20 protein-coding genes are annotated in these 19,053 nt (G+C 65.4%); 1 reads left to right on the forward strand and 19 read right to left on the reverse strand.

The genetic code is table 11. The features are described from left to right. Positions 1-30 precede the first annotated feature (30 nt). Positions 31-924 (forward strand): LysR family transcriptional regulator, encoded by an 894-nt coding sequence (locus tag N0K08_RS20080; protein ID WP_261502182.1) that lies wholly within the window; start codon positions 31-33, stop codon positions 922-924. A 34-nt stretch (positions 925-958) separates the two neighbouring features. Here the strand turns inward: N0K08_RS20080 and N0K08_RS20085 are convergent, their stop codons facing one another. The 19 genes from N0K08_RS20085 to N0K08_RS20175 form a co-directional block, all read right to left on the reverse strand. After that, positions 959-1,927 carry a Bug family tripartite tricarboxylate transporter substrate binding protein gene (locus tag N0K08_RS20085; RefSeq protein WP_261502183.1) on the reverse strand — a complete coding sequence of 323 codons (969 nt, stop codon included), beginning with the start codon at positions 1,925-1,927 and terminating at the stop codon, positions 959-961. 28 nt (positions 1,928-1,955) lie between these two features. After that, the gene (locus N0K08_RS20090; protein ID WP_408642983.1) at positions 1,956-3,458 is read right to left on the reverse strand and encodes an acyl-CoA synthetase; all 1,503 of its coding nucleotides are present in this window, start codon (positions 3,456-3,458) and stop codon (positions 1,956-1,958) included. Continuing rightward, entirely contained in the window at positions 3,459-4,352 is an 894-nt protein-coding gene (locus N0K08_RS20095) for an SDR family oxidoreductase (RefSeq protein ID WP_261502184.1), read from the reverse strand. A 91-nt stretch (positions 4,353-4,443) separates the two neighbouring features. Continuing rightward, on the reverse strand, positions 4,444-5,199 hold the full coding sequence (locus N0K08_RS20100) for a 4'-phosphopantetheinyl transferase family protein (protein ID WP_261502185.1): 756 nt from the start codon (positions 5,197-5,199) through the stop codon (positions 4,444-4,446). Positions 5,200-5,213: 14 nt separating this feature from the next. Next, positions 5,214-5,645, reverse strand: coding sequence for an excinuclease ATPase subunit (locus N0K08_RS20105; protein WP_261502186.1), 432 nt, complete (start codon positions 5,643-5,645; stop codon positions 5,214-5,216). A 91-nt stretch (positions 5,646-5,736) separates the two neighbouring features. Then, positions 5,737-6,978, reverse strand: coding sequence for a beta-ketoacyl-ACP synthase (locus tag N0K08_RS20110; protein WP_261502187.1), 1,242 nt, complete (start codon positions 6,976-6,978; stop codon positions 5,737-5,739). After that, the gene (locus tag N0K08_RS20115) at positions 6,975-7,718 is read right to left on the reverse strand and encodes a 3-ketoacyl-ACP reductase FabG2 (protein ID WP_261502188.1); all 744 of its coding nucleotides are present in this window, start codon (positions 7,716-7,718) and stop codon (positions 6,975-6,977) included. Before N0K08_RS20115 ends, N0K08_RS20110 begins: the two co-directional genes overlap by 4 nt. Continuing rightward, complete coding sequence (locus tag N0K08_RS20120; protein WP_408642984.1) at positions 7,711-8,187, reverse strand: ApeP family dehydratase; 477 nt, start codon at positions 8,185-8,187, stop codon at positions 7,711-7,713. The genes N0K08_RS20115 and N0K08_RS20120 overlap by 8 nt, the downstream gene beginning before the upstream one ends. A 12-nt stretch (positions 8,188-8,199) precedes the next feature. Beyond that, on the reverse strand, positions 8,200-9,390 hold the full coding sequence (locus N0K08_RS20125; RefSeq protein WP_408642989.1) for a beta-ketoacyl-ACP synthase: 1,191 nt from the start codon (positions 9,388-9,390) through the stop codon (positions 8,200-8,202). After that, the gene (locus N0K08_RS20130) at positions 9,390-10,004 is read right to left on the reverse strand and encodes a DUF3261 domain-containing protein (RefSeq protein WP_261502191.1); all 615 of its coding nucleotides are present in this window, start codon (positions 10,002-10,004) and stop codon (positions 9,390-9,392) included. The genes N0K08_RS20125 and N0K08_RS20130 overlap by 1 nt, the downstream gene beginning before the upstream one ends. Continuing rightward, on the reverse strand, positions 10,001-11,260 hold the full coding sequence (locus N0K08_RS20135; protein ID WP_408642985.1) for an NAD(P)/FAD-dependent oxidoreductase: 1,260 nt from the start codon (positions 11,258-11,260) through the stop codon (positions 10,001-10,003). The genes N0K08_RS20130 and N0K08_RS20135 overlap by 4 nt, the downstream gene beginning before the upstream one ends. A gap of 5 nt (positions 11,261-11,265) precedes the next feature. Continuing rightward, positions 11,266-13,665: an MMPL family transporter gene (locus N0K08_RS20140; RefSeq protein WP_261502193.1), complete on the reverse strand. Its 2,400-nt coding sequence runs from the start codon at positions 13,663-13,665 to the stop codon at positions 11,266-11,268. A 6-nt stretch (positions 13,666-13,671) separates the two neighbouring features. Next, the gene (locus tag N0K08_RS20145) at positions 13,672-14,319 is read right to left on the reverse strand and encodes a LolA family protein (RefSeq protein WP_261502194.1); all 648 of its coding nucleotides are present in this window, start codon (positions 14,317-14,319) and stop codon (positions 13,672-13,674) included. Next, on the reverse strand, positions 14,316-14,756 hold the full coding sequence (locus tag N0K08_RS20150; RefSeq protein ID WP_261502195.1) for an acyl-CoA thioesterase: 441 nt from the start codon (positions 14,754-14,756) through the stop codon (positions 14,316-14,318). Before N0K08_RS20150 ends, N0K08_RS20145 begins: the two co-directional genes overlap by 4 nt. Before the next feature lie 2 nt (positions 14,757-14,758). Then, entirely contained in the window at positions 14,759-15,742 is a 984-nt protein-coding gene (locus tag N0K08_RS20155; RefSeq protein WP_261502196.1) for an LpxL/LpxP family acyltransferase, read from the reverse strand. After that, on the reverse strand, positions 15,739-16,494 hold the full coding sequence (locus N0K08_RS20160) for a glycosyltransferase family 2 protein (protein ID WP_261502197.1): 756 nt from the start codon (positions 16,492-16,494) through the stop codon (positions 15,739-15,741). Before N0K08_RS20160 ends, N0K08_RS20155 begins: the two co-directional genes overlap by 4 nt. Positions 16,495-16,498: 4 nt before the next feature. Then, positions 16,499-18,199: an AMP-binding protein gene (locus N0K08_RS20165; protein WP_261502198.1), complete on the reverse strand. Its 1,701-nt coding sequence runs from the start codon at positions 18,197-18,199 to the stop codon at positions 16,499-16,501. Continuing rightward, positions 18,199-18,717, reverse strand: coding sequence for a COG4648 family protein (locus N0K08_RS20170; RefSeq protein WP_261502199.1), 519 nt, complete (start codon positions 18,715-18,717; stop codon positions 18,199-18,201). Before N0K08_RS20170 ends, N0K08_RS20165 begins: the two co-directional genes overlap by 1 nt. Before the next feature lie 58 nt (positions 18,718-18,775). Beyond that, positions 18,776-19,036: an acyl carrier protein gene (locus N0K08_RS20175; RefSeq protein WP_261502200.1), complete on the reverse strand. Its 261-nt coding sequence runs from the start codon at positions 19,034-19,036 to the stop codon at positions 18,776-18,778. Positions 19,037-19,053 lie beyond the last annotated feature (17 nt).

Raw genomic sequence — 19,053 nt, forward strand, 5'->3', positions numbered from 1 at the left:
ACATTGCAAGCGACGAACGGAGACGCCTGGATGGATATCAACCTCATCAGAAATTTTGTCGACATTGTCGATGCCCGCAGCCTCAGCGAGACGGCCCGGCGCAGAGACATCACCCGCTCCAAGGTCAGCAAGGAACTCAAGGCGCTGGAAGCGTCCATGGGGGTGACCTTGCTGCACCGCACCACCCGCAGCATTTTGCTGACGGCCGCCGGCGAGATCCTGTACGCCCATGGCCGCAGCATCATCCAGGAAGTCGAGTCGGCCCAGGGCGCCATCGATGCCTTGCAACAGGTGGTGACCGGCACCGTGCGCCTGAGCATCCCCACCGGGCTGGGCGAGCTGTACCTGGCCGAAATGCTGGTGGGGTTTCACAAGCGCTACCCGCAAGTGCATATACGGGTGCTTTTCTCCAACCGGGTGAGCGACTTGATGAGCGCCGAAATCGACGTCGCCGTGCGCCTGGCCAAGGAGATCAATGAACATCTGGTGGCCCGCGACCTGGGCGCCGTGGAGTTCGGCCTGTATGCGAGCAAGGACTTCGCCAAGGCGAACCGCTTTCAGGTGCCCACCGATATCCCGCACGGCGTGCTGCTGACGCCGCCGGGCGACGGGCGCACCTACGCCATCACGGTGAAAACCCAGACCCAGGAAATTCCGCTGAAATGCGAGCCCTACCTCACCAGCGAGCATTTCCCCTTTCTGAAGCAGTCCATGCTCATGGGCTGCGGCGTGGCGGCCTTGCCGTATTACATGGTCGAGAATGAATTGCGCTCGGGCGCCGTGCAGCGCGTCTGCCCGGACTGGTGGGTCACCGGCCTGGGCGACAGGCTGTTCATCGTCACCGTGGAAAACCGCCGCCCCTCCCAGGCCGTCAAGGTCATGACGGATTTCCTCAAGACCAATCTCGCACGGTTTGTGCAATAGTCCGATGGGCGACAGCAGGCGCCCAGGGATTGGCTCAGTTTTCTAAAACGATGCTGTTGTCGGCAATCACTTTGCGCCACATGACGCCATCGGACTTCAGGAAGGCATCGAGTTCCGCCAGCGATTGCGGCTTCTGGGCCACCAGGTATTGCTTGGCCAGGGTGGCGGCGAACTCCGGGTTTTGCATCACCACATCCACGGCGGCCTGCAGTCTGGTCTTCACGGCGCCCGGCGTGGCCGAAGGCACGGAGACACCGAACCAGGTCGACGCCTTGAAGCCAGGGAAACCGGACTCCGCAATGGTTGGCGTTTCCGGCAGAAACTGCGAACGGGCCGGTCCCGTGGTCGCAATCGCCACCAGCTTTCCAGCCTTGATCTGGGGCAGCGAAGTGCCCAGGACATCGACCATCAACTGCGTGCTGTTGGACATCAAGGCCGTCAATGCAGGCGCACTGCCATTGAACGGGATATGGGTCGCGGTCACATCCAGGCGGCTTTTGATCAGCTCGGAGGTCAGCTGCAGCGGGTTGCCCAGGCCGATGGAGCTGTAGTTGAGCTGGCCGCCCTGGGCCTTGGAGACGGCTTTGAGATCGGCGATGTTCTTGATCCTGGTCTGGGTGTTCGTCACCAGCACCAGCGGCGCTTCGGCCAGGATGTTGATCAGCGTCAAATCCTTGTCCGGGTCATAGCTCAGCTTCTTGTACAGCAACGGGTTCAGCACCATGCTGGCATTGCTGGCCAGCAGCAAGGTGTAGCCGTCGGCCGGCGAGCGCGACACGGCCGAAGCCGCAATCATGGTGTTGGCACCGGGCTTGTTTTCCACCACCACGGGCTGCTTGATTTCCGCGGACAGATAGCTGGCCAGGGTGCGCGCCAGCACGTCGGCCGCGCCCCCTGGGGCATAGGGTGCGATCAGCTTGACGGGCTTGCTGGGGAAATCCGTCTGCGCGAAAGCCGCGCCCGCCACCGTGGCCACGAGCATGGCAATGAGTTTCTTTTTCATGGTGTTGTCTCCTTCAGTTTTTAATACGTCAGACTTTTCGCTGCTCGGATCCCCAGAAAGCATCGCGCAGCTTGCGCTTGGCGATCTTTCCGTTTTCGTCGCGCGGCAGCTTCCTGAACTCAATGCTGCGCGGCAGCTTGTAGGCCGCGAGGTTGCCTTTGAGCCAGTCTTTCAACTGGGCTTCCAACTCCGGCGATGCCTGCTCGCTTTCCACGAGGGCATGCAGTTTTTCGCCGTATTCCGCGTCGGGAATGCCTATCACGGCGCAGTCGGCCACCTGCGGATGCTTGAGCAGCTCGTTTTCAATCTCCGCGGGGTAGATATTCACGCCGCCGGAAATGACCAGATCCGAGTCCCGGTCGCAGACATACAGAAAACCGTCTTCATCCAGATAGCCCATGTCGCCCAGGGTCACCATGCCGTCGTGCGCGATTTTCTGGCGCGCTTCTGCATTGCCCTTGTAGGTGAAGTCGGCGTAGGCCGGTTGCTGCACATAGATCAGGCCCACCTCGCCTGCGGGCAGCGGGCGCTGCGCCTTGTCCAGAATGCGCACGCTGGCATCCATCAAGGGGCGGCCCGCGCTGCCCGGATGGGTCAGGGCGTCCTGCGCATTGATGAACGTGACCAGGCCGGCCTCGCTGGACGCATAGGTCTCGTTGATGATGGGCCCCAGCCACTCGATCATGGCTTTCTTGACTTCCGGCGCGCAAGGCGAGCCCGTCGAAGCGATGAATTTCAGCGACGACAGGTCGTACTTCGCGCGCACCGCGGCCGGCAGCCTCAGCAGGCGCACATACATGATGGGCACCATATAGGCCGTATCGATGCGGTGCTGCTCCACCAGCTGCAGGAACTGCTCGGGGTCGAAGCGCGAAGTCAGCACCACCAGCTCGGACAGCATCAGCGCATTCTGGAAGTAAAGGCTGGGAGCGCTGTGGTAGATGGGCGCCGTCAGCAAGGTGCGCGCGCCCGGCTGCAGGCCGTAGGCGGTCGCTATCAGGCTGCGGTTGACCGCTAGGCGCTGGGGCAGCTCCTGCACCGGGAAAGCAAAGCGGATCACGCCTTTGGGACGGCCGGTGGTGCCCGAGGTATAGGCCATATGGCCGCGCGGTGCGACAAACGGGCCGTCATACGCGGGCTGCCGTGCCAGCCATGGCTCGTAATCCTGCGCGCCTTCGACGGCATGCACCACCAGCCGGACGGGGGTGGGATCCAGCTCACCCTTGAGCCCATCCAGCAAGTCCTGGCTGGCGATCAAGGCCTTGGCGCCGCTGTCGTTCAGGATGAAGTTGATTTCCTGCGCCGTGAAGTGCCAGTTGATGGGGCAGTAGGAGATGCCGGCCATGCGGCAGGCGTGCACGACGTCGGCATACTCCAGGCCGTTTCTGAGAAACACGGCGACCACATCGCCTTCTTTCAGGCCCAGGGCGCACAGCCCCCCGGCCAGTCGACTGCCCCGGCTTTGCTGCTGGGCGGCGTCAACGCTTTGGCCTTCCCAGACCAGCGTGGAATTGGGTGAAGTCACCATCATTCAGGCCCCCTGCTCTTGCGGATTGGCGCTGGCATTGGCGCTTTTTGCCTTTTGCTTTGCACTCGCCCAGTCTTCGTCGTCCCAGGCCTGGTAATCGGTGAAATACGCGCCGTTGGCCAGCGCGTCGCCGCCGTCCAGCGTAATGGTCTGGCCGTTGAGCCAGGTGTTCTCCGGCGCGAGAATGTAAGCAGCCAGATTGCCGATGTCGTCGCCGGTGCCCAGGCGACGCGTGGGATTGTCCAGGCGGCGCTGGTCGGCCGAATCTTCGTTGCCCTTGACATCGGGGCGCAGCCGGCTGCTTGCGCCCTGGGTGGGAATCACGCCGGGCGCGATGGCGTTCAAGCGAATGCGCTTGGGGCCCCACTCCACCGCCAGGGACTTGGTCATGGCGTCCAGACCGGCCTTGGACATGGCCGAAGGCACGACAAACGGCGCGCCGGTGTCGACCCAGGTCACCACGATGCTCAGCACCGCGCCCGGCAGCTGGCCGGCAATCCATTTGCGGCCCACGGCCTGGGTCACATAGAAGGTGCCGCGGAAAACGATGTCCGAGATCGCGTGGAAAGCGTTGGGACTGAGGTCTTCCGTGCGGCTGACGAAATTGCCGGCCGCGTTGTTGATCAGCGCCGTGAGCGGGCCGTGCTGCTGCCAGATGTGCTCCACCACCTGGGTGACGTTCTCGGCGCTGCGGATATCCAGCGCATGGCCAAAGGCCTGGCAGCCGAACTCGGCCTGGAGGGCGTCCACCGCCTGCTCCAGCACCGCCAGGCGCCGGCCGCACAAATGGACTTCAGCGCCCAGGGAGGCCAGTTTTCTGGCCATGGCAAATCCCAGGCCCGTGCCGCCACCGGTGATGAGCACCCGCTGGCCCTGATAAAGATTTTTCTCGAACATCTGCGTCTCCTGAGTTTTCTCCACTCTAGGGCCACACGTGTTTCTGAAAAAGCCTTGAAACAGACGCAGTTTGTTTCCACGGCGTTGACAATCAAGCCCTGCCGCTCAGCGCCGTCAAGGCCCACGGGCTGCTGTGCGCAGGCGCCAGGCAGGCCACGCCCTCCAGCAGCCTGATTCGGACCTCGATAGGCGAGGCGCCCGCGCACACGGACAGATCGAAGCCTCGGCCCCCCCATTCGCCTGCCAGACTGGTGCCGGCCGCGATAGCGCTTTGCAGCGGGCATGGAGTCTGGCTGCACACGGCAGGCAGCAGCGACAGGTCCAGGCCCGTTCCCTGCCATTTGAAATAGGCTTCCTTGCGCGTCCACAACTGCAAAAAAGCGCTTTGGCGCGCGCCCTCATCGGGCAAGCCTGCCAGCCAGGACTGCTCTTGCACGCTGCAGACCAGCTCGCTCAAGCCGGCGACGTCGCGCAACCGAGCAGCGCGCCGCACTTCCAGATCCACGCCCACGGGGAGGTGGAACACGGCACAGGCCAGCAGGCCCTGGCTGTGCGACAGATTCAGGTGCAGGCCCGCGCCGTCGAGGCCACAGGCATGCACCACGGGGGATGCGTTGTCGGGCGCTTCCAGCACCCAGCTTTGCCAGCCCCGCTCAAAACCGGTATGCGCGCTCAGCAACATGCGCATGAGGCAGCGCGAAGCCACAAACTCCCGGTACCGGCCGGGCCCGCGGATACGCTCCAGGCGCCGTGTTTCGCTGGGTGAAAGCCAGGCCTGCGGGGCCTGACTGGCCAGCGGCCACAGCGCATCCACGCAGGCCACGGTCAGATCCACGGCGGCTTCCATGGAGTTGGCGCTGATCAGCGCAGCTTGGCGTAAGTGCCTTGCAAGGTCACGCCGGCCATGATGTTGCCAGCGTGGCATTCATAGTTGACCGCATCCTTGACCACGTTGCGCTTGTAGAAGCTGTGCATGTCCACCACCGCGTTCGCGCCTCTTTGCTTGGCCGAGTTCTGGAAGGCAATCAGCGCCGACAGCGCGGCCCAGTTGCAGGCTTCTTGGTCGCTTTTGCCCACGCCGTTGGTCTTCTTGTTGGAAACGTCTTCGTCCAAGGCGGTGGCCACGGCCGGCGTCTGGGCGCCGGACAGGTAAAACTTGACGGAGCCGTCCAGCTTGCCGCTGGCCAGGCCCTGCTCCACCACGGCGTCGAGCGGCAGCATCATCGCGTCATTGCGTGCATGCGCCATGCCGGCGGCCATCAATACCGAGAGGGTGAGTGCGATTTTTTTCATAAGTCTTTGCCATCGGAGTAAGGGAGAAACGCCCTGCCCGCTCCCCATTCAGGCAGGGCTGCCACAGCTGCGGCAGTTCAGAGGAGCTCCGTCATTCGCTCCAGCGCTGAAAGATCAACGAGGTATTGATGCCGCCAAACGCGAAGTTGTTGCTCATCACGTACTCCACCTGGGCCTGGCGTGCGCTGCCCATGATGTAGTCCAGCGGGGCACAACGCGCATCGGGCACCTCCAGATTGGCGTTGGCTGCAAACCAGCCTTCACGCATCATCTCCAGCGTCATCCAGGCTTCCAGCGCGCCGCTGGCCCCCAGCGTATGGCCCATATAGCCTTTGAGCGTGCTGACAGGCACCTTGTCGCCAAACACGGCATGCGTCGCCAGGGATTCGGCGATATCGCCCTGGTCGGTCGCCGTGCCGTGGGCGTTCACGTAGCCAATGTCCTCGGGCTGCAGGCCGGCATCGGCCAAGGCCATGCGCATGGCCTTGGCCATGGTGTGCGGATTGGGGTGGGTGACATGCGTGCCGTCGCTGTTGGACGCAAAGCCCACCAGTTCAGCCTGAATGCGCGCGCCGCGTGCGCGCGCATGCTCCAGCGACTCCAGCACCATCGTGGCCGCGCCCTCGCCCAGCACCAGTCCGTCACGGCCCGCATCGAAAGGCCGGGGCGTCAACTCGGGAGTGGCATTTTTGGTGCTGGTCGCGAACAGGGTATCGAATACCGCGGCCTGTATGGCATCCAGCTCCTCGGCGCCACCGGCCAGCATGGCCAGTTGCTTGCCGTTCTGGATGGCTTCGTAGGCATAGCCTATGCCCTGGCTGCCCGAAGTGCAGGCGCTCGACGTGGTGATGATGCGGCCGGTCGTGCCGAGAAAGACGCCAATGTTCACCGCCGCCGTATGCGACATCATCTTGATGTAGGTGTTGGCATTGATGCCTTCGGTGCTTTTTCCCGCCATCATGCGGCCGAAATCCCCGATCGCCGAAGGCGTTCCCGCCGAGGAGCCGTAGGACACTCCCATGTCGCCGCTCTTGACGAAAGCATCGCCCCACAGGCCCGCGTCCTGCAGCGCCAGCTCGCTGACCCGCGTGCCCATCACGGCCACACGTCCCATGCTGCGCATGGTTTTGCGGTTGTAATGCGCCGGCAGTTCGAAAGGCGCGGCCGTCGCGCCCAGCTGGGTGCTCAGGCCTTCATAGTCCTGCCACTCGTGCATCACGCGGATCTTGTTGCGGCCGCTGAGCAGTTGGGTCCGCACCGACGGCCAGTCGTTGCCCAAAGGGCTGATGCCCGCCATGCCAGTCACCACCACGCGCTTGCCAGTCTTGCTCATCCCACCATCCCCCCATTCACGGAAATCACCTGCCGCGTGATGTAGCCCGCCTCGGGACCCATGAGAAACGCCACCAGTCCGGCGACTTCGTCAGCCCGTCCCATGCGGCGCATGGGAATGATCTTCATGGCCTCGTCACGCACTTCATCCGGCACCATCTCGGTATCGATCAGGCCAGGCGCGACGCAATTGACGGTGATCTCGCGCTTGGCCATTTCCACGGCCAGCGACTTGGTCGCAGCGATCACGCCGGCTTTGGCCGCGCTGTAATTGGTCTGGCCGCGGTTGCCCATCAGGGCGGAAACCGATGCCAGGGTCACGATGCGCCCCGGCTTGCGGCGGCGCACCATGGGCATGACCACGGGCTTCAGCACGTTGTAGAACGCGTCCAGATTGGTGTGGATCACCGCATCCCACTCCTCGCCCGTCATGGCGGGGAAGGCGTTGTCCCTGGCGATGCCGGCATTGCACACCACGCCGTAGTAGGCGCCATGTGCCAGGATGTCTGTCTCCAGCGCCTGCGCGCAGGCCGCGCGGTCGGCCACGTCAAACTGCAGCACGCGGGCCATGCGCCCCATGGCTTCAATCTCTGCCGCCACCTGCTGCGCCTGCGCGACGCCGCTGCGGCAATGCACCACGATGTCGTAGCCGGCCTGGGCCAGCCGCAGCGCGATCGCACGGCCAATCCCGCGGCTCGACCCGGTGACCAGCACGGTGCCGGCCTGTGGAACATCATTCATGCTTTTTCTCTTCCTCTGATCCCAAAGCCTGGAGGTAAGCGGCGCCATCACCCGGCTCGAACACCGAAACCCTGGCGCGCGCGGCCAGTTGGCCGTTGTGCAGCACCTGGCAGGAAAACATCCCCAAGCCATTGCTGCCGAGCAACTCGTATTGCACCTCCACGCGCAACACCGCCCCCAGCGCAAAAAACGGCTGCAAGGCTTCAAACTTCCGGCTACCCAGCAGGAAGCCGATCTTCACCGGCTCCCCCTTCTGGGCCGCCCGCCAACCGGCCCAGGCCGCTACGGTCTGGGCCATGTACTCAATCGCCACCCATGCCGGCACACCCTGGGGCTGCACGAACATGCCGTCGCGCGCGACACGCACTTCGGCCACGGCGTGTTCATCGCTGGCCTCCAGCAAGCGGTCGAGCAGCAGCATGCTGCCGCGGTGCGGCACATAGCGCTCTATAGGTAAAAAATCACTCATTTCCGTTCTCTTCTATTGCGCCGCCAGCAGCAACGCCGCGTTGCTGCCGCCAAACGCAAAGGAATTGCTCAATACATGGCGCACCGGCCGGCCCAGCGACATGCCCGGCGTCACCAGTTGCATCGCCGGCAAGGCCGGATCGGCCGCGCCGTCCCACCAGTGCGGGGGCAAGCGGCCCCGGGGATTGTCCACCAGCACCTGCCAGGCCACGGCCGCTTCCAGCGCCCCTGCCGCCGCCAAGGTGTGGCCGGTCAGCGGCTTGGTGGAACTCACCGGCACCTGCGGCCCCAGCAGGCTATGCACTGCGAGGCTTTCCATGGCATCGTTGTGCGGCGTTGCCGTGCCGTGCAGATTGACGTAGTCCACGGCCGCGGCCGGCACCTGGGCAAGCGCCAGCGCCTGCTCCATCGCCCGCATCGCGCCCTGGCCGCTGGGGTCGGGCGCCGACATATGGTGGGCGTCCTGGCTTTCGCCCCAGCCGGCCAGGCGCACCGGCCCGGCATCGCGCCCGACCAGGAACAAAGCCGCGGCTTCGCCCAGATTGATTCCCTGGCGATTGCGCGACAGCGGGTTGCAGCGCTGCGCCGACACCGACTCCAGCGCGCTGAAGCCCGCCACGGTGAAGCTGCACAAGGCGTCCACCCCGCCCGCCACCACCGCATCCGCCATGCCGCTGCGCAACAGCCGCGCCGCCGAGGCCAAGGCCTTGGCACCGGAGGAGCAGGCCGTCGAAATCACGTGCGCCGGCCCGGCAATGCCCAGATGCCGCGCGAGGAACTGGGCCACATTGCCCATTTCCTGCAAGGCATAGTCAAAACCTGGGGGAAAACGTCCCTGCGCCAGCAACTGCCTCGCCGCCGCCTCACCCTCTTCCACACCTGCCGTGCTGGTGCCTATGACCAGCGCCACACGGTGGGCGCCAAAGCGGGCGATGGCGGCGTCCACCTGCAGTCGAATCTGCTGCGCCGCCGCCCAGGCCAAGGCATTGTTGCGGCTGCGCTGCGCGGGCGCGGCAAAGTCCAGGTCCGGCAGCCGCACCTGCGCCGGCAACATGCCCAGAGGCAAAGGCCGCTGCGGAGAATAGCGTTCGGTACACTGCAGGCTGTCGGGGTATTGCGCCGCGAACAAGCCTGCGCGCATCCCCGCCGCACCGGCGCCCAAGGCACTGAGCTGGCCCATGGCTTGCAAATACACCGGCGACATCATGGCGCTTTCGGGCCCGTGGGCGACAGCGGCGCGGTCAGGATGCGCAGTAGCCAGCCTTCTTGCAAGTAGTCGATTTCCGTCAAGTCCGGCGTGACGACCCGCACTTCCACGCGCGCCGTCTCGCCCTGCAGCAAACGGCGCGAGCCGTCGGGCTGCGCCAGCAACTGCCACGACGGCGGCAAGGCCTGGGCGATCACTTCGGCGGGCCACAGCACCAGTTGCAGGTCGCTGAGAATGCGCTCGGGCTCCACCTGCTGCGGCCAGTGGCGCGAACGCTGTACGTCCAGCTGCACACCGTCCCAGCGCATGCGCGCCAGCACCTGCCCCATGGACGTCAGCGCAATGCGCACTTCGCTGGCATCCGCCTCCAGCAGGGCCTGCAGATGGCGCTCTGTACCATCCGGCCCGCGCACGCTCAGCTGCTGCTGCAGCGCCAGTGTCCGGCCCAAGGCCGCGGGCGCCAGTTGCAGCAAAGGCATGGCCGCGGACTGCGCGCCCGCCACCACCGGCGGCACCGGCACGGCAGCGGGCGGCTGCGCGCAACCCGCCAGCACGGCGAGCCCGCACAGTACAAGGGCCGTACGCCAGGACAAAGCGCGCCCGGACTTCATACTGCCTCGGCTTCGGCCAAGGCGGCCAAAGGCTTGGGAGCGCACAATTCCTGCAGCACGCGCAGACGCCGCTGCGGCTCGGCCACATAGGGATTGTTGGCATCCCAGGCGTAACCAGCCAGGATGGAGGCAATCATCCGGCGGATCTCCGGGTTGTGCTGTTCATGGAAAATGATGTCCTGAAAGCCACCCTCGTACCATCCCTGCACGAAGGAACGGAAGGTGTTGACGCCGGCCTGCAGTGGCTCGGCATATTGCTTTTGCCAATCCACGGTCTGGCCGTCGGCGGCTTGCGCCAGGCACTGTGCGGCCAGGCTGGCCGACTTGACGGCAATCGTCACGCCGCTGGAGAACACCGGGTCCAGAAACTCACCGGCATTGCCCAGCAGGGCAAAGCCCTGGCCCCACAGCGACTTGACGTTGGCCGCATAGCCGCTGATGGAGCGGCCCGGCGTATCCCACTGCGCATGGCGCAGCACCTGCAACAGGCTGGGCGTCTCGCCGATGATGGCGCGCAGACGCTCGACTTCCGTGCCCTGATAGCGCGCCAGGTATTCGGGCGTCGCCACCACGCCTTGCGAGCAGCGGCCGTTGGAAAAGGGAATCGTCCAGAACCAGACATCCTGCTGCTGCGGGTGCACGCTGATGAGAATCTTGTTGCGATCGATTTCCTGCGGCGCGATCCGGTCCTCGATGTGCGTGAACAAGGCCCCGCGCACAGGAAAGTCGGACGGCGTCTCAAGGTCGAGCAGCCTGGGCAGCACGCGGCCAAAGCCGCTGGCATCGAGCAGAAAATTCGCCTGCACCTGGTACTCGCGCCCTTCGGGGTCGCGCGCGGTCACGCAAGGCTTGGCGCCGCTCACATCCACCGCCAGCACCGCATGGCCGTAGCGGATTTCAGCGCCGGCCTTGGCCGCGGCATCGGCCAGTACCTTGTCGAAATCCGCGCGCTGCACCTGGTAGGTCGTGCCCCAGCCTGGAGAGAATTTCTCACGGAAGTCGAAGGCCGTGCGTGCGTCACCCTTGGCAAACGCCGCGCCATTCTTGTACTGGAAGCCGGCTTCGACCACATCCTGCAAAAAGCCGGCCTCTTCCAGATAGGCCATGCTTTGCGGCAGCAGGCTCTCGCCGATGGAGAAGCGCGGGAAGTACTGCTGCTCGAGAATGAGTACCTGGCGCCCCTGCTTGCGCAACAGGCCCGCGGCCACCGCCCCCGAAGGGCCGGCGCCAATGATGAGAATATCTGTCTGCTGCATGTTGTTCATGAGGGTTGGTTAGGGGTGCAGGGCTGAACCAGCCCCTCGATAGATGGGCGGATCTTCCTGGCGCGCAGCGCAGGCGCCAGCACCAGCACCAGCGGCAGCCCCACCATCAAGGTGGTGCCAAAGGCCTTGAGCGCCGGCGTCTGGGACAGCCCCAGCAAGCCAAAGGACAGCCAGGTACTGCCCGCGCCGACGACCACCGCCAGCCAGGCGGATCCGTCCTCCTCGTGTTCGAGCAGGAAAATACCGTAATCCACGCCGACCCCGAGCAACAGCACCAGGGCCAATATATTGAACAGTTGCAAAGGCTGGCCGGCCAGCGCCATGAACGCCAGCACGCCCAGCGTGGCCGCCAGCGTAGGCACCCAGGCACGCCATGCCTGGCGGCCAAAGCGCCAGCAAAGGGCGGCCAGGACCAGCACATGGCCTAGCACCAGCAGCCAGGTCATCGAATCCCGGTAACGGGCCAGCAGCGATGAAATTTCTGCCGGCTTGTCGACCCAGCGCACACCCTCCAGGCCTTGGCCCGCCGCCTCCAGCCGTGGCAGCACGGCCCAGTCATGCAGACCACGCAACATGACCACGCTCATCCATTGATCGCCCACAGCCCCTAGCCACAGGGCACGCCCGGCCGCGGAAATCGGCTGGGCCAGCCAGGCGTCCACCGTCAGAGGTTCTGCGGCAAAGGCCGGGCGCTGCATGTGCTCGCCCAAGGCGGCATTCACGGCCGACAGCACGGCGGGCTCCACTTCGCCCAGCCGCTGCGCGTCCCGTGCCTGCTGCGCCTGCGACGGTACCCAGTCCGATACCGCGCTCCAGCCGCTGATATGGCCCTGCGCCGCCAGCGGCTGCAAGCGCTGGGTCAGCAGCTCCTCGCGCTGCAATACCTGCTCGGCACTGTCGCCGCGCACCAGATAGAACTGGGCCGGGCTGGGCAGCCCCAGCATGGCGCTGATGCGCCGCTGCTGCTCCACCAGTTCGAGCGGCGAATTCTGCAGCTGGCGCACATCGTCCTGCGGACGCAGCATCAGCACGCACACCGCCACCAGGCCTGCGGCGGCCAGCCCATAGCCCACACAGGCTTTGCGCCCCAAGGGCAGCCGAGGCCAGTAGGCCAGCGAGCCGCCCACCTTGTCCGCCCAACGGCTGCGCGGCACCCGGCCCCGGTCCAGCCAGGGGAACCAGCAGACCACGGTGATCAGGGCGGCCACCGGCCCAAAGGCCGCAAACACGGCCATTTGCCGCAAGCCCGGAAAGGCCTCCGCGCCCAAGGCCAGATAGGCAATGACGCTGGTGCCCAAGGCCAGCCAGAGCGCCGGCAACAGACTGCGCATCAGGCGGTGCGGCGGCACGTCGGCCTGGCTTTGGCGGGCCGCGAAATAGTGAATGCCATAGTCTTCCGCCACGCCGACCAGGCTGGCGCCAAACACCAGCGTCAGCAGATGCACTTCACCAAACACCCAGGCAGTCACCGACAGCGCCACCGCGCAGCCCACCAGCAGAGAAAGCCCCACCAGCGCAATCGGCCGCAGCGAGCGAAAGGCCAGCCAGGTCAGCAGCAGCACTCCGGCCAGCGAACCCCAGCCTATGGTGTTGATTTCACCGCTGGCCTGTACAGCGGCAGCTTCGGCGTGCAGGGGCACGCCTGCGCGCAAGACTTGCATCTGCGGCCAGCGTTGCTGTATGGCCGCGGTGGCCTCAGCGATCGCCTGTCCATACTCGGCCTCGCCCGAGAGGCGAAAGGCCGAGCCCGGCACCTCATACGCCAGCACCGCCCAGTGCCGGCCTTCGGACTGCAACCATAACAGGCCGTCGCGCGGGCGGGCATGGCTTTGCGCCGCGCGCGCCGCCCACCACTGCACCCACAGGCCCAGCGGATCCGCCACCCATTGAGACAGGCGCGCCTGCGCCGCGGGCTGATAGAGCGCGGTCAGTGCCCGCTGGGCCAGCGCCGGCGTATCGCTGGCGTCGAGCATCTGGCGCTGCCCGGGCGTCAGCAAGCGATCCCGCCAGGGGAAGTAAAAGTCCAGCGCCGCAGCCATCGACACGCCGTCAGCCAAAGGCTGCTCCTGCAGGCCGGCGGCGCCCGCAGGCAGCTTCTCGCGCAACAAGGCCGTGGCCGCACGCACTTCATTCCAGTCTTCACCGCCCACCAGCAGCATCACCTGGCGAGAAATGCCGTCGACCAGCTTGCGCGTTGCCAGCCCCACTTCCGGCGCCTGCTCATCTTCGGGCAGCAGCGCCAGCACATTCATGTCCACCCGCCCCTGCTGCCAGAAATTCCACTGGTGCCAGCCCACGGCCAGCACGCACAGCAGCCAGACGATCGCCGCCAGGCGCCACCAGGCGCCGGGGCGATCCGAAGGGCTCAACGGGGAAGAAGGCGGGGTGTGGCGCATGCAGGATCAATCAAAGAGCGAAGCTTCTTCAGGTTTCAGGGCCCGGTCGGCGGCCGGGTTTTGCAGCTGGATCACACTGGCATCACCTTGCGCTTCCAGCAGGCGCACTTCGCGCACGAAGCGGTCGCCCCGCAATTCGATGCGCACCAGCCACTGGCCCAGCATCTTGTCGCGGGGTATGAGCGTGAGGCGCCAGGCGTCATTACCCTGCAGATTTCCCTGCACCACGAAATGCTGCGCCAGCGCGGCCACATCGGCCGCCATCACGGCAAACAGCATGCCGTTGATGGCACGCAGCGCCGGCTCCTGCTGCGCCTGCAGCTGGAAGTCCACCTGGCCGTCGGCCTGCAGCGACTGCAGGCTGTCCGGCGTCACGCGCAGCGTCGAAGCAAACGGCTGCTGCACCTGCCAGACAATGCCCTTGCCCTGCGCCACCACGAAGCGCCCGGACGAGCGCAGCGGATGCTGGAAGCCCTTGATGGTCTTTTCCTGCGTGAACGTGCCACGCACCACTGGCGCCTCAGCCAGGCGCTGTCGCACCTGGCTGAGCAGACGGGTTGGGGCTGCGCCAGTTTGCACTGCGCCAGTTTCCACCGCCTGCGCCAACGGCCAGGCAAGGCTCGCGCACAAAAGCCAGGCAAGGCGGCGCTTCATGGCGTGACTCCCAGCTTTTCCAGCAGCACAGGGGGACAGACAAAACACATCTCGCGCGTGGCGATATCCACCGCCACCTGGATGGTGTGGGCGACGTTCACTTTCTGGCCCGTGGCCGCATCGCGCATGACATAGTCGATGCGCAAGCGGTTTTCCCACTCCGTGATGGTGGCCGTGACCTTCAGCTTCTGGCCGAAAGTGGCCGAGCGCACGTATTTCAGGCGCATGTCCACCACCGGCCAGGCATAGCCGGATTCGCGCATGCGCGGGTAGTCATAGTCGAACTGCGCAAGCAATGCGCTGCGCGCCAATTCCAGGTACTTCACATAGTGGCCGTGGTAGACGACTTCCATGACATCGATGTCATAGAAAGCCGGCGTCACTTCCACCTCGCAGCACAGGCGTGTGCGCGTCGCCAATTCATTGTCAGTGGGCATTGTCAAATCGCGGAAGGCTTGTCGGGTACAGAAGCCGCCGGAGGCAAGGGTGCTGCGCCCTGCTCCCAGAACGGAAAGAAATTGAACCAGTCGTAGGGTGCACGCTGCAGCAGCAGCTCCAGCTGCTGCACGAAGCTGCGGGCGTAGCCTTCCAAGGCCTGCTGGCGCCTGTCCCGGGGCAGCAGCACCTGCTCGGCCAAGGGGTGGAAGGTCACGGCATAGCCCGGTCCTGCATGGATGCAGCCCATGAAGTACAGCGGGCACTTGAGCAGCGCGGCAATGACATAGGGTCCGCACGGAAAAGCGGCGTCATGCCCCAGGAAAGGAACAGACACAACCCGGCCGCCTTGCACCGGCACACGGTCGCCAGCGATGGCAATGAATTCTCCGCGCGCCACCTTGTCGGCCAGGACCATGGCCATGGCCGCATCGAACTCGCTGACCTGCAGCAGTTGCACGCCGCTATCGGGCGACAGGCGCTGCATCAGGCGGTTGAAGCGCAGCGCATGCTTGGTATGCACAAGGATGTTGAGCTTGAGGCCGGGCTGCTGCCGGGCCATGCACTGGCACAGCTCGATGCACCCCAGATGCGCCGTCACCACCACCGCGCCCTGACCGCGGCGCAGCAGGTCGAGCAAGGGCTGGCGGCCCATGAAGACGATGTTCTCGCTGCGATAGCGCCCGGTCATGGCCAGGGTCTTGTCCAGGATGACCTGGGCAAACACCATGAAATGCCGCAGGCTGTGGCGCCAGCCAGGCGTACCGCCCAACGCGCCGCAAGCCGCCTGCAGGCGCTGCAAATACTCCATCGAAGACGCCCGCGCCACCCGGCGCGTGGCCCAGTAGTACAGCACCACCGGATACAGGCAGACCAGGAAAGGCCAACGCCCAAGCAGCCGGTGCACCTGGTAGAGCAGCCACATGCCGCCCACGAAGGTACTTTCGCCCATCTGCGCCCAGTGCTCGCTGCCGGCCTGCTGCTTCATGCGCGCAGGCCTCTGAGCAATCGGCGCCCCAGCAGCGCAGGGCTGCGCACCAGCATGCCGAAGAACAGCCGGGCATGCATGCCGGAGATCAACGCATTGTCACGCCACAGCTGAAAATGCGAGATGCCGTCCTGCGGATAGGTCACGGGTGTGCGCAGGCTCAGCACACGCAGACCGCGCCAGTGCAGGCGCACCAGCACCTCGGTGTCGAATTCCATGCGCTGGCCCAGCCGAACCTGGTCCAGCAACGCCACGGTCGCGGCCAGCGGATAGACCCGCAAGCCGCACATGGAGTCCTGGATGTCCAGCGACAAGGTATTGATCCAGACCCAGACATGGGTGAAATAGCGCGCATACAGCCGGCTTTTGGGCACGCTGGCGTCATAGGCGGGCGCGCCGCAGACCATGGCCTCGGATGCCTGGCGCGCGGCCGCCACAAAACGTGGAATCTCGTCACAGCGGTGCTGTCCATCGGCGTCGATCTGCACCGCATGCGAATAGCCCTGCCGCAGCGCTTCACGCAGGCCGGCCATCATGGCCCCGCCCTTGCCCAGGTTGCGCGGCAGATGCAAGACCTGCACCAGGGCGCCATGCTGCAGCGCCAAGCTGTCAAGCACGCCAACGCTCTCACGGGCCGAGCCGTCATTCACCACGATGCAAGGCAGGCCGGCACGCAGCACGCCTTCGACCATCGCGGTGATCGTCGCGGGGTGGTTGTAATACGGAATGACCGTGATTGCGGAAAACGCCATGGCCTCATGCCCCCCAGAACAGGCGGCCACTGGCATGGGTGCCCTGCCCCGAAGTCAGCGAAAAATGCAGTGCAGCCCTGTCGGCATGCCACTCCAGCGCCACGTCCACCGCCGCCCCGGGCAGGATGGGCAGCTGGAACTTCAGCACGTCCGCCCGCAGGAAGTTCGGCGCCAGCGCAAACGCCTGGCGCGCGGTCCACTCCACCCAATGCAGCTGCGATACCCCCGGCACCAGTGGCGCATCGGGGAAATGGCCATCGAACACCAACAGGTCGGCAGCCACCTGCCAGCGCGCCCTGGCCTGCTGCGCGTCACGCTGCAACCACTCCAGCGCCGGCATCACCGGACGGAACAACAGCGCCAATTGCTGCTGCGTGCTCTTGCCCTGGGCATTGAGCGGCAGGTGCTCCACATAGCGCCAGTGGCGCGGCAACGCCACCCGTTCCACATGGGGAGCCACCAGGGCCCGCAAGGCCAGCTGCATGGCGCGGCGCCCCTGCGCCTGCAAATGCAGCCATCCGGCCTCGCTGAGCACCACCACCATGCCGATGCGCGCGCTCGCCGCACTTTCGAGCACCACGGCACGCGCCTCGCGCACCCAGGCACTGGCCAGCAAGGCCTGCTCGATGGCCGTCAGAGAAACGCGTTTTTCTGCAATCTTGACAATTCGATCGGCACGTCCGAGCAAGCCAAAGCCCTGGCCATCGGCATGCGCCTGCGCTCGATCGGCGGTCTCCCACCATTGATCGGCATCCGGCAGGTGCGGCGAGCGCACTTCAAGCAGGCCTTGGGCATTGACCCGGCAATCCACGCCCGGCAGCAGCGCCCACTGCTCGCCGTGCTCGGCGCGTCGACGCCAGGCAATGCCCCCGGTTTCCGAACTGCCGAACACTTCCGTTGGCGAGTGCGCGAGCAAGGCCAAGGCCTGCGCGGAAGCGTCGGCCGGCAGCGGCCCGCCCGACGAGAACACGGCACGCAGCCCCGGACTGGCCTGCGCCCAGTCCAGCTGTACCGGCAGGCGCGCGAGAAACGCAGGGCTGGAGACCAGCAGGCAGCCAGGCCACGCCAGCAAACGATGCACCAGCTCTTCAGGGTAGGACAGGGGCAGCGCCTCGGTCGGCCGCCCAGCCGCCAGCGGCCACAGCAGTCGAAACAACAGGCCGTAAATGTGCTGGTGCGAGACCGTGGCCAGCACGCAAGGCATGCCGTCCGCATCCAGCGACTCGGCGAACAAGGCCTGCAAGGCCTGCACTTCCGCGTCCAATTGCCCCAGGCATTTTTCGATGCGCGCGGGCTGGCCGCTGGAGCCGGAAGTGAACAGGGTCAGCCGGGTAGCGCGCAAGGACAGGGTTTGCAAGTCCTGTCGGCCGGCTTGTGGCAGCGGCTGCAAGGCCCCGGGCAGTTGGCCGGCACAGGCGTCGACACCGGCCAGCAGAGGCCCGAGAGTCGCTGGCTGCATGTCACCCGGCAGTACCACGGCCTTGCCCGCATGCCAGGCGCCGTACAAGGCCGCGGCAGCATCGAGTGCATCCGCAAAATACAGGGCCACCACCGGGCCGCGCACTTCACGGAACGCAGCGCACCAGGCATGGACCTGGGCGATGAAAGCGCCACGCGTCACCGCCTGGCCGTCTCGGTAGCCCACCACGCGCTCATCCGGCGCCGCGCCTTCCCAGGCCAGTTGCGTCAATGCAATGCACGCCATCACGCGGATCCCTTTTCTTGTTTGCCACGTACGCGCTGTCGCACGCACCACTCTGCCGCCATCAGAAGCCCCATCAACACATAGGCCAGCAGGCCGTTGTACAGCGCCCACTGTCGGTCGCTGCCCCACAGGGCCGTATACAGGGCCATGCTGCCGTTGAAGACGAAAAATCCACACCACACGCCGGTGACCTGGCGCGTATAGCGCACGCCCGACGGCGGCAAATCAGGCTCGCGCAAGCGCGCCAGCCGCTCCACCACGCTGGGCGGGCGCCAGAAGCTGAAAGCGAACACCAGCAGCAGCACCAGATTGACCAGCACAGGATAGAGTTTGACCGCCAGCGCATCGCCGTGCCACCAGGCGGCGGCGCACAGCAACGCAGCGCCGCCCGCCACCAGCCACCAAAAGCGCTGGCCGGCCACGCAGGCCCGGGCCACCGCCAGCAGCACCAGCAACAAAGCCAGCCACTGTGGCGCCAGATGCCCGATAGACAGGTAGACCACCAATGGATAAGCCATGGTGACGGCCGCCAGTCCGGCGGTGATCCACGCGCGCAACGGAGTCTGCCGGTCGGACTCAGGCCGACGCACTGTCCGTGCTGACCAGGAGGTAAAGCGCGTCCACGACATCCTGAATGGTGCGCACGGCCTTGAACGCTTCCGCGTTCAAGCGCTTGCCGACCAATGGCTTGAGTTGCACGATCAAATCCACAGCGTCGATGCTGTCGATATCCAGATCTTCATGCAGCTTGGATTCAAGGGTGATGCGCTGCGCATCGATGTCAAACGTGTCCTGCAGAATCTGGACAATGCGCTGAAAAATATCGTCTTTGGTCATGTGCGTTTTCTCGTCCG

The sequence above is a fragment of the Acidovorax bellezanensis genome (assembly GCF_025421555.1).
Classification (GTDB): Bacteria; Pseudomonadota; Gammaproteobacteria; order Burkholderiales; family Burkholderiaceae_C; genus Comamonas; species Comamonas bellezanensis.

What these genes read in the sequence shown, in the direction of transcription:
- N0K08_RS20085 (WP_261502183.1), bottom strand. Translation starts at nt 1,927, where the DNA reads ATGAAAAAGAAACTCATTGCCATGCTCGTGGCCACGGTGGCGGGCGCG.
- N0K08_RS20165 (WP_261502198.1), bottom strand. Translation starts at nt 18,199, where the DNA reads ATGGCGTGCATTGCATTGACGCAACTGGCCTGGGAAGGCGCGGCGCCG.
- N0K08_RS20090 (WP_408642983.1), bottom strand. Translation starts at nt 3,458, where the DNA reads ATGATGGTGACTTCACCCAATTCCACGCTGGTCTGGGAAGGCCAAAGC.
- N0K08_RS20125 (WP_408642989.1), bottom strand. Translation starts at nt 9,390, where the DNA reads ATGTCGCCGGTGTATTTGCAAGCCATGGGCCAGCTCAGTGCCTTGGGC.
- N0K08_RS20150 (WP_261502195.1), bottom strand. Translation starts at nt 14,756, where the DNA reads ATGCCCACTGACAATGAATTGGCGACGCGCACACGCCTGTGCTGCGAG.
- N0K08_RS20110 (WP_261502187.1), bottom strand. Translation starts at nt 6,978, where the DNA reads ATGAGCAAGACTGGCAAGCGCGTGGTGGTGACTGGCATGGCGGGCATC.
- N0K08_RS20100 (WP_261502185.1), bottom strand. Translation starts at nt 5,199, where the DNA reads ATGGAAGCCGCCGTGGATCTGACCGTGGCCTGCGTGGATGCGCTGTGG.
- N0K08_RS20140 (WP_261502193.1), bottom strand. Translation starts at nt 13,665, where the DNA reads ATGCGCCACACCCCGCCTTCTTCCCCGTTGAGCCCTTCGGATCGCCCC.
- N0K08_RS20175 (WP_261502200.1), bottom strand. Translation starts at nt 19,036, where the DNA reads ATGACCAAAGACGATATTTTTCAGCGCATTGTCCAGATTCTGCAGGAC.
- N0K08_RS20120 (WP_408642984.1), bottom strand. Translation starts at nt 8,187, where the DNA reads ATGAGTGATTTTTTACCTATAGAGCGCTATGTGCCGCACCGCGGCAGC.
- N0K08_RS20105 (WP_261502186.1), bottom strand. Translation starts at nt 5,645, where the DNA reads ATGAAAAAAATCGCACTCACCCTCTCGGTATTGATGGCCGCCGGCATG.
- N0K08_RS20160 (WP_261502197.1), bottom strand. Translation starts at nt 16,494, where the DNA reads ATGGCGTTTTCCGCAATCACGGTCATTCCGTATTACAACCACCCCGCG.
- N0K08_RS20155 (WP_261502196.1), bottom strand. Translation starts at nt 15,742, where the DNA reads ATGAAGCAGCAGGCCGGCAGCGAGCACTGGGCGCAGATGGGCGAAAGT.
- N0K08_RS20080 (WP_261502182.1), top strand. Translation starts at nt 31, where the DNA reads ATGGATATCAACCTCATCAGAAATTTTGTCGACATTGTCGATGCCCGC.
- N0K08_RS20095 (WP_261502184.1), bottom strand. Translation starts at nt 4,352, where the DNA reads ATGTTCGAGAAAAATCTTTATCAGGGCCAGCGGGTGCTCATCACCGGT.
- N0K08_RS20145 (WP_261502194.1), bottom strand. Translation starts at nt 14,319, where the DNA reads ATGAAGCGCCGCCTTGCCTGGCTTTTGTGCGCGAGCCTTGCCTGGCCG.
- N0K08_RS20170 (WP_261502199.1), bottom strand. Translation starts at nt 18,717, where the DNA reads ATGGCTTATCCATTGGTGGTCTACCTGTCTATCGGGCATCTGGCGCCA.
- N0K08_RS20115 (WP_261502188.1), bottom strand. Translation starts at nt 7,718, where the DNA reads ATGAATGATGTTCCACAGGCCGGCACCGTGCTGGTCACCGGGTCGAGC.
- N0K08_RS20130 (WP_261502191.1), bottom strand. Translation starts at nt 10,004, where the DNA reads ATGAAGTCCGGGCGCGCTTTGTCCTGGCGTACGGCCCTTGTACTGTGC.
- N0K08_RS20135 (WP_408642985.1), bottom strand. Translation starts at nt 11,260, where the DNA reads ATGCAGCAGACAGATATTCTCATCATTGGCGCCGGCCCTTCGGGGGCG.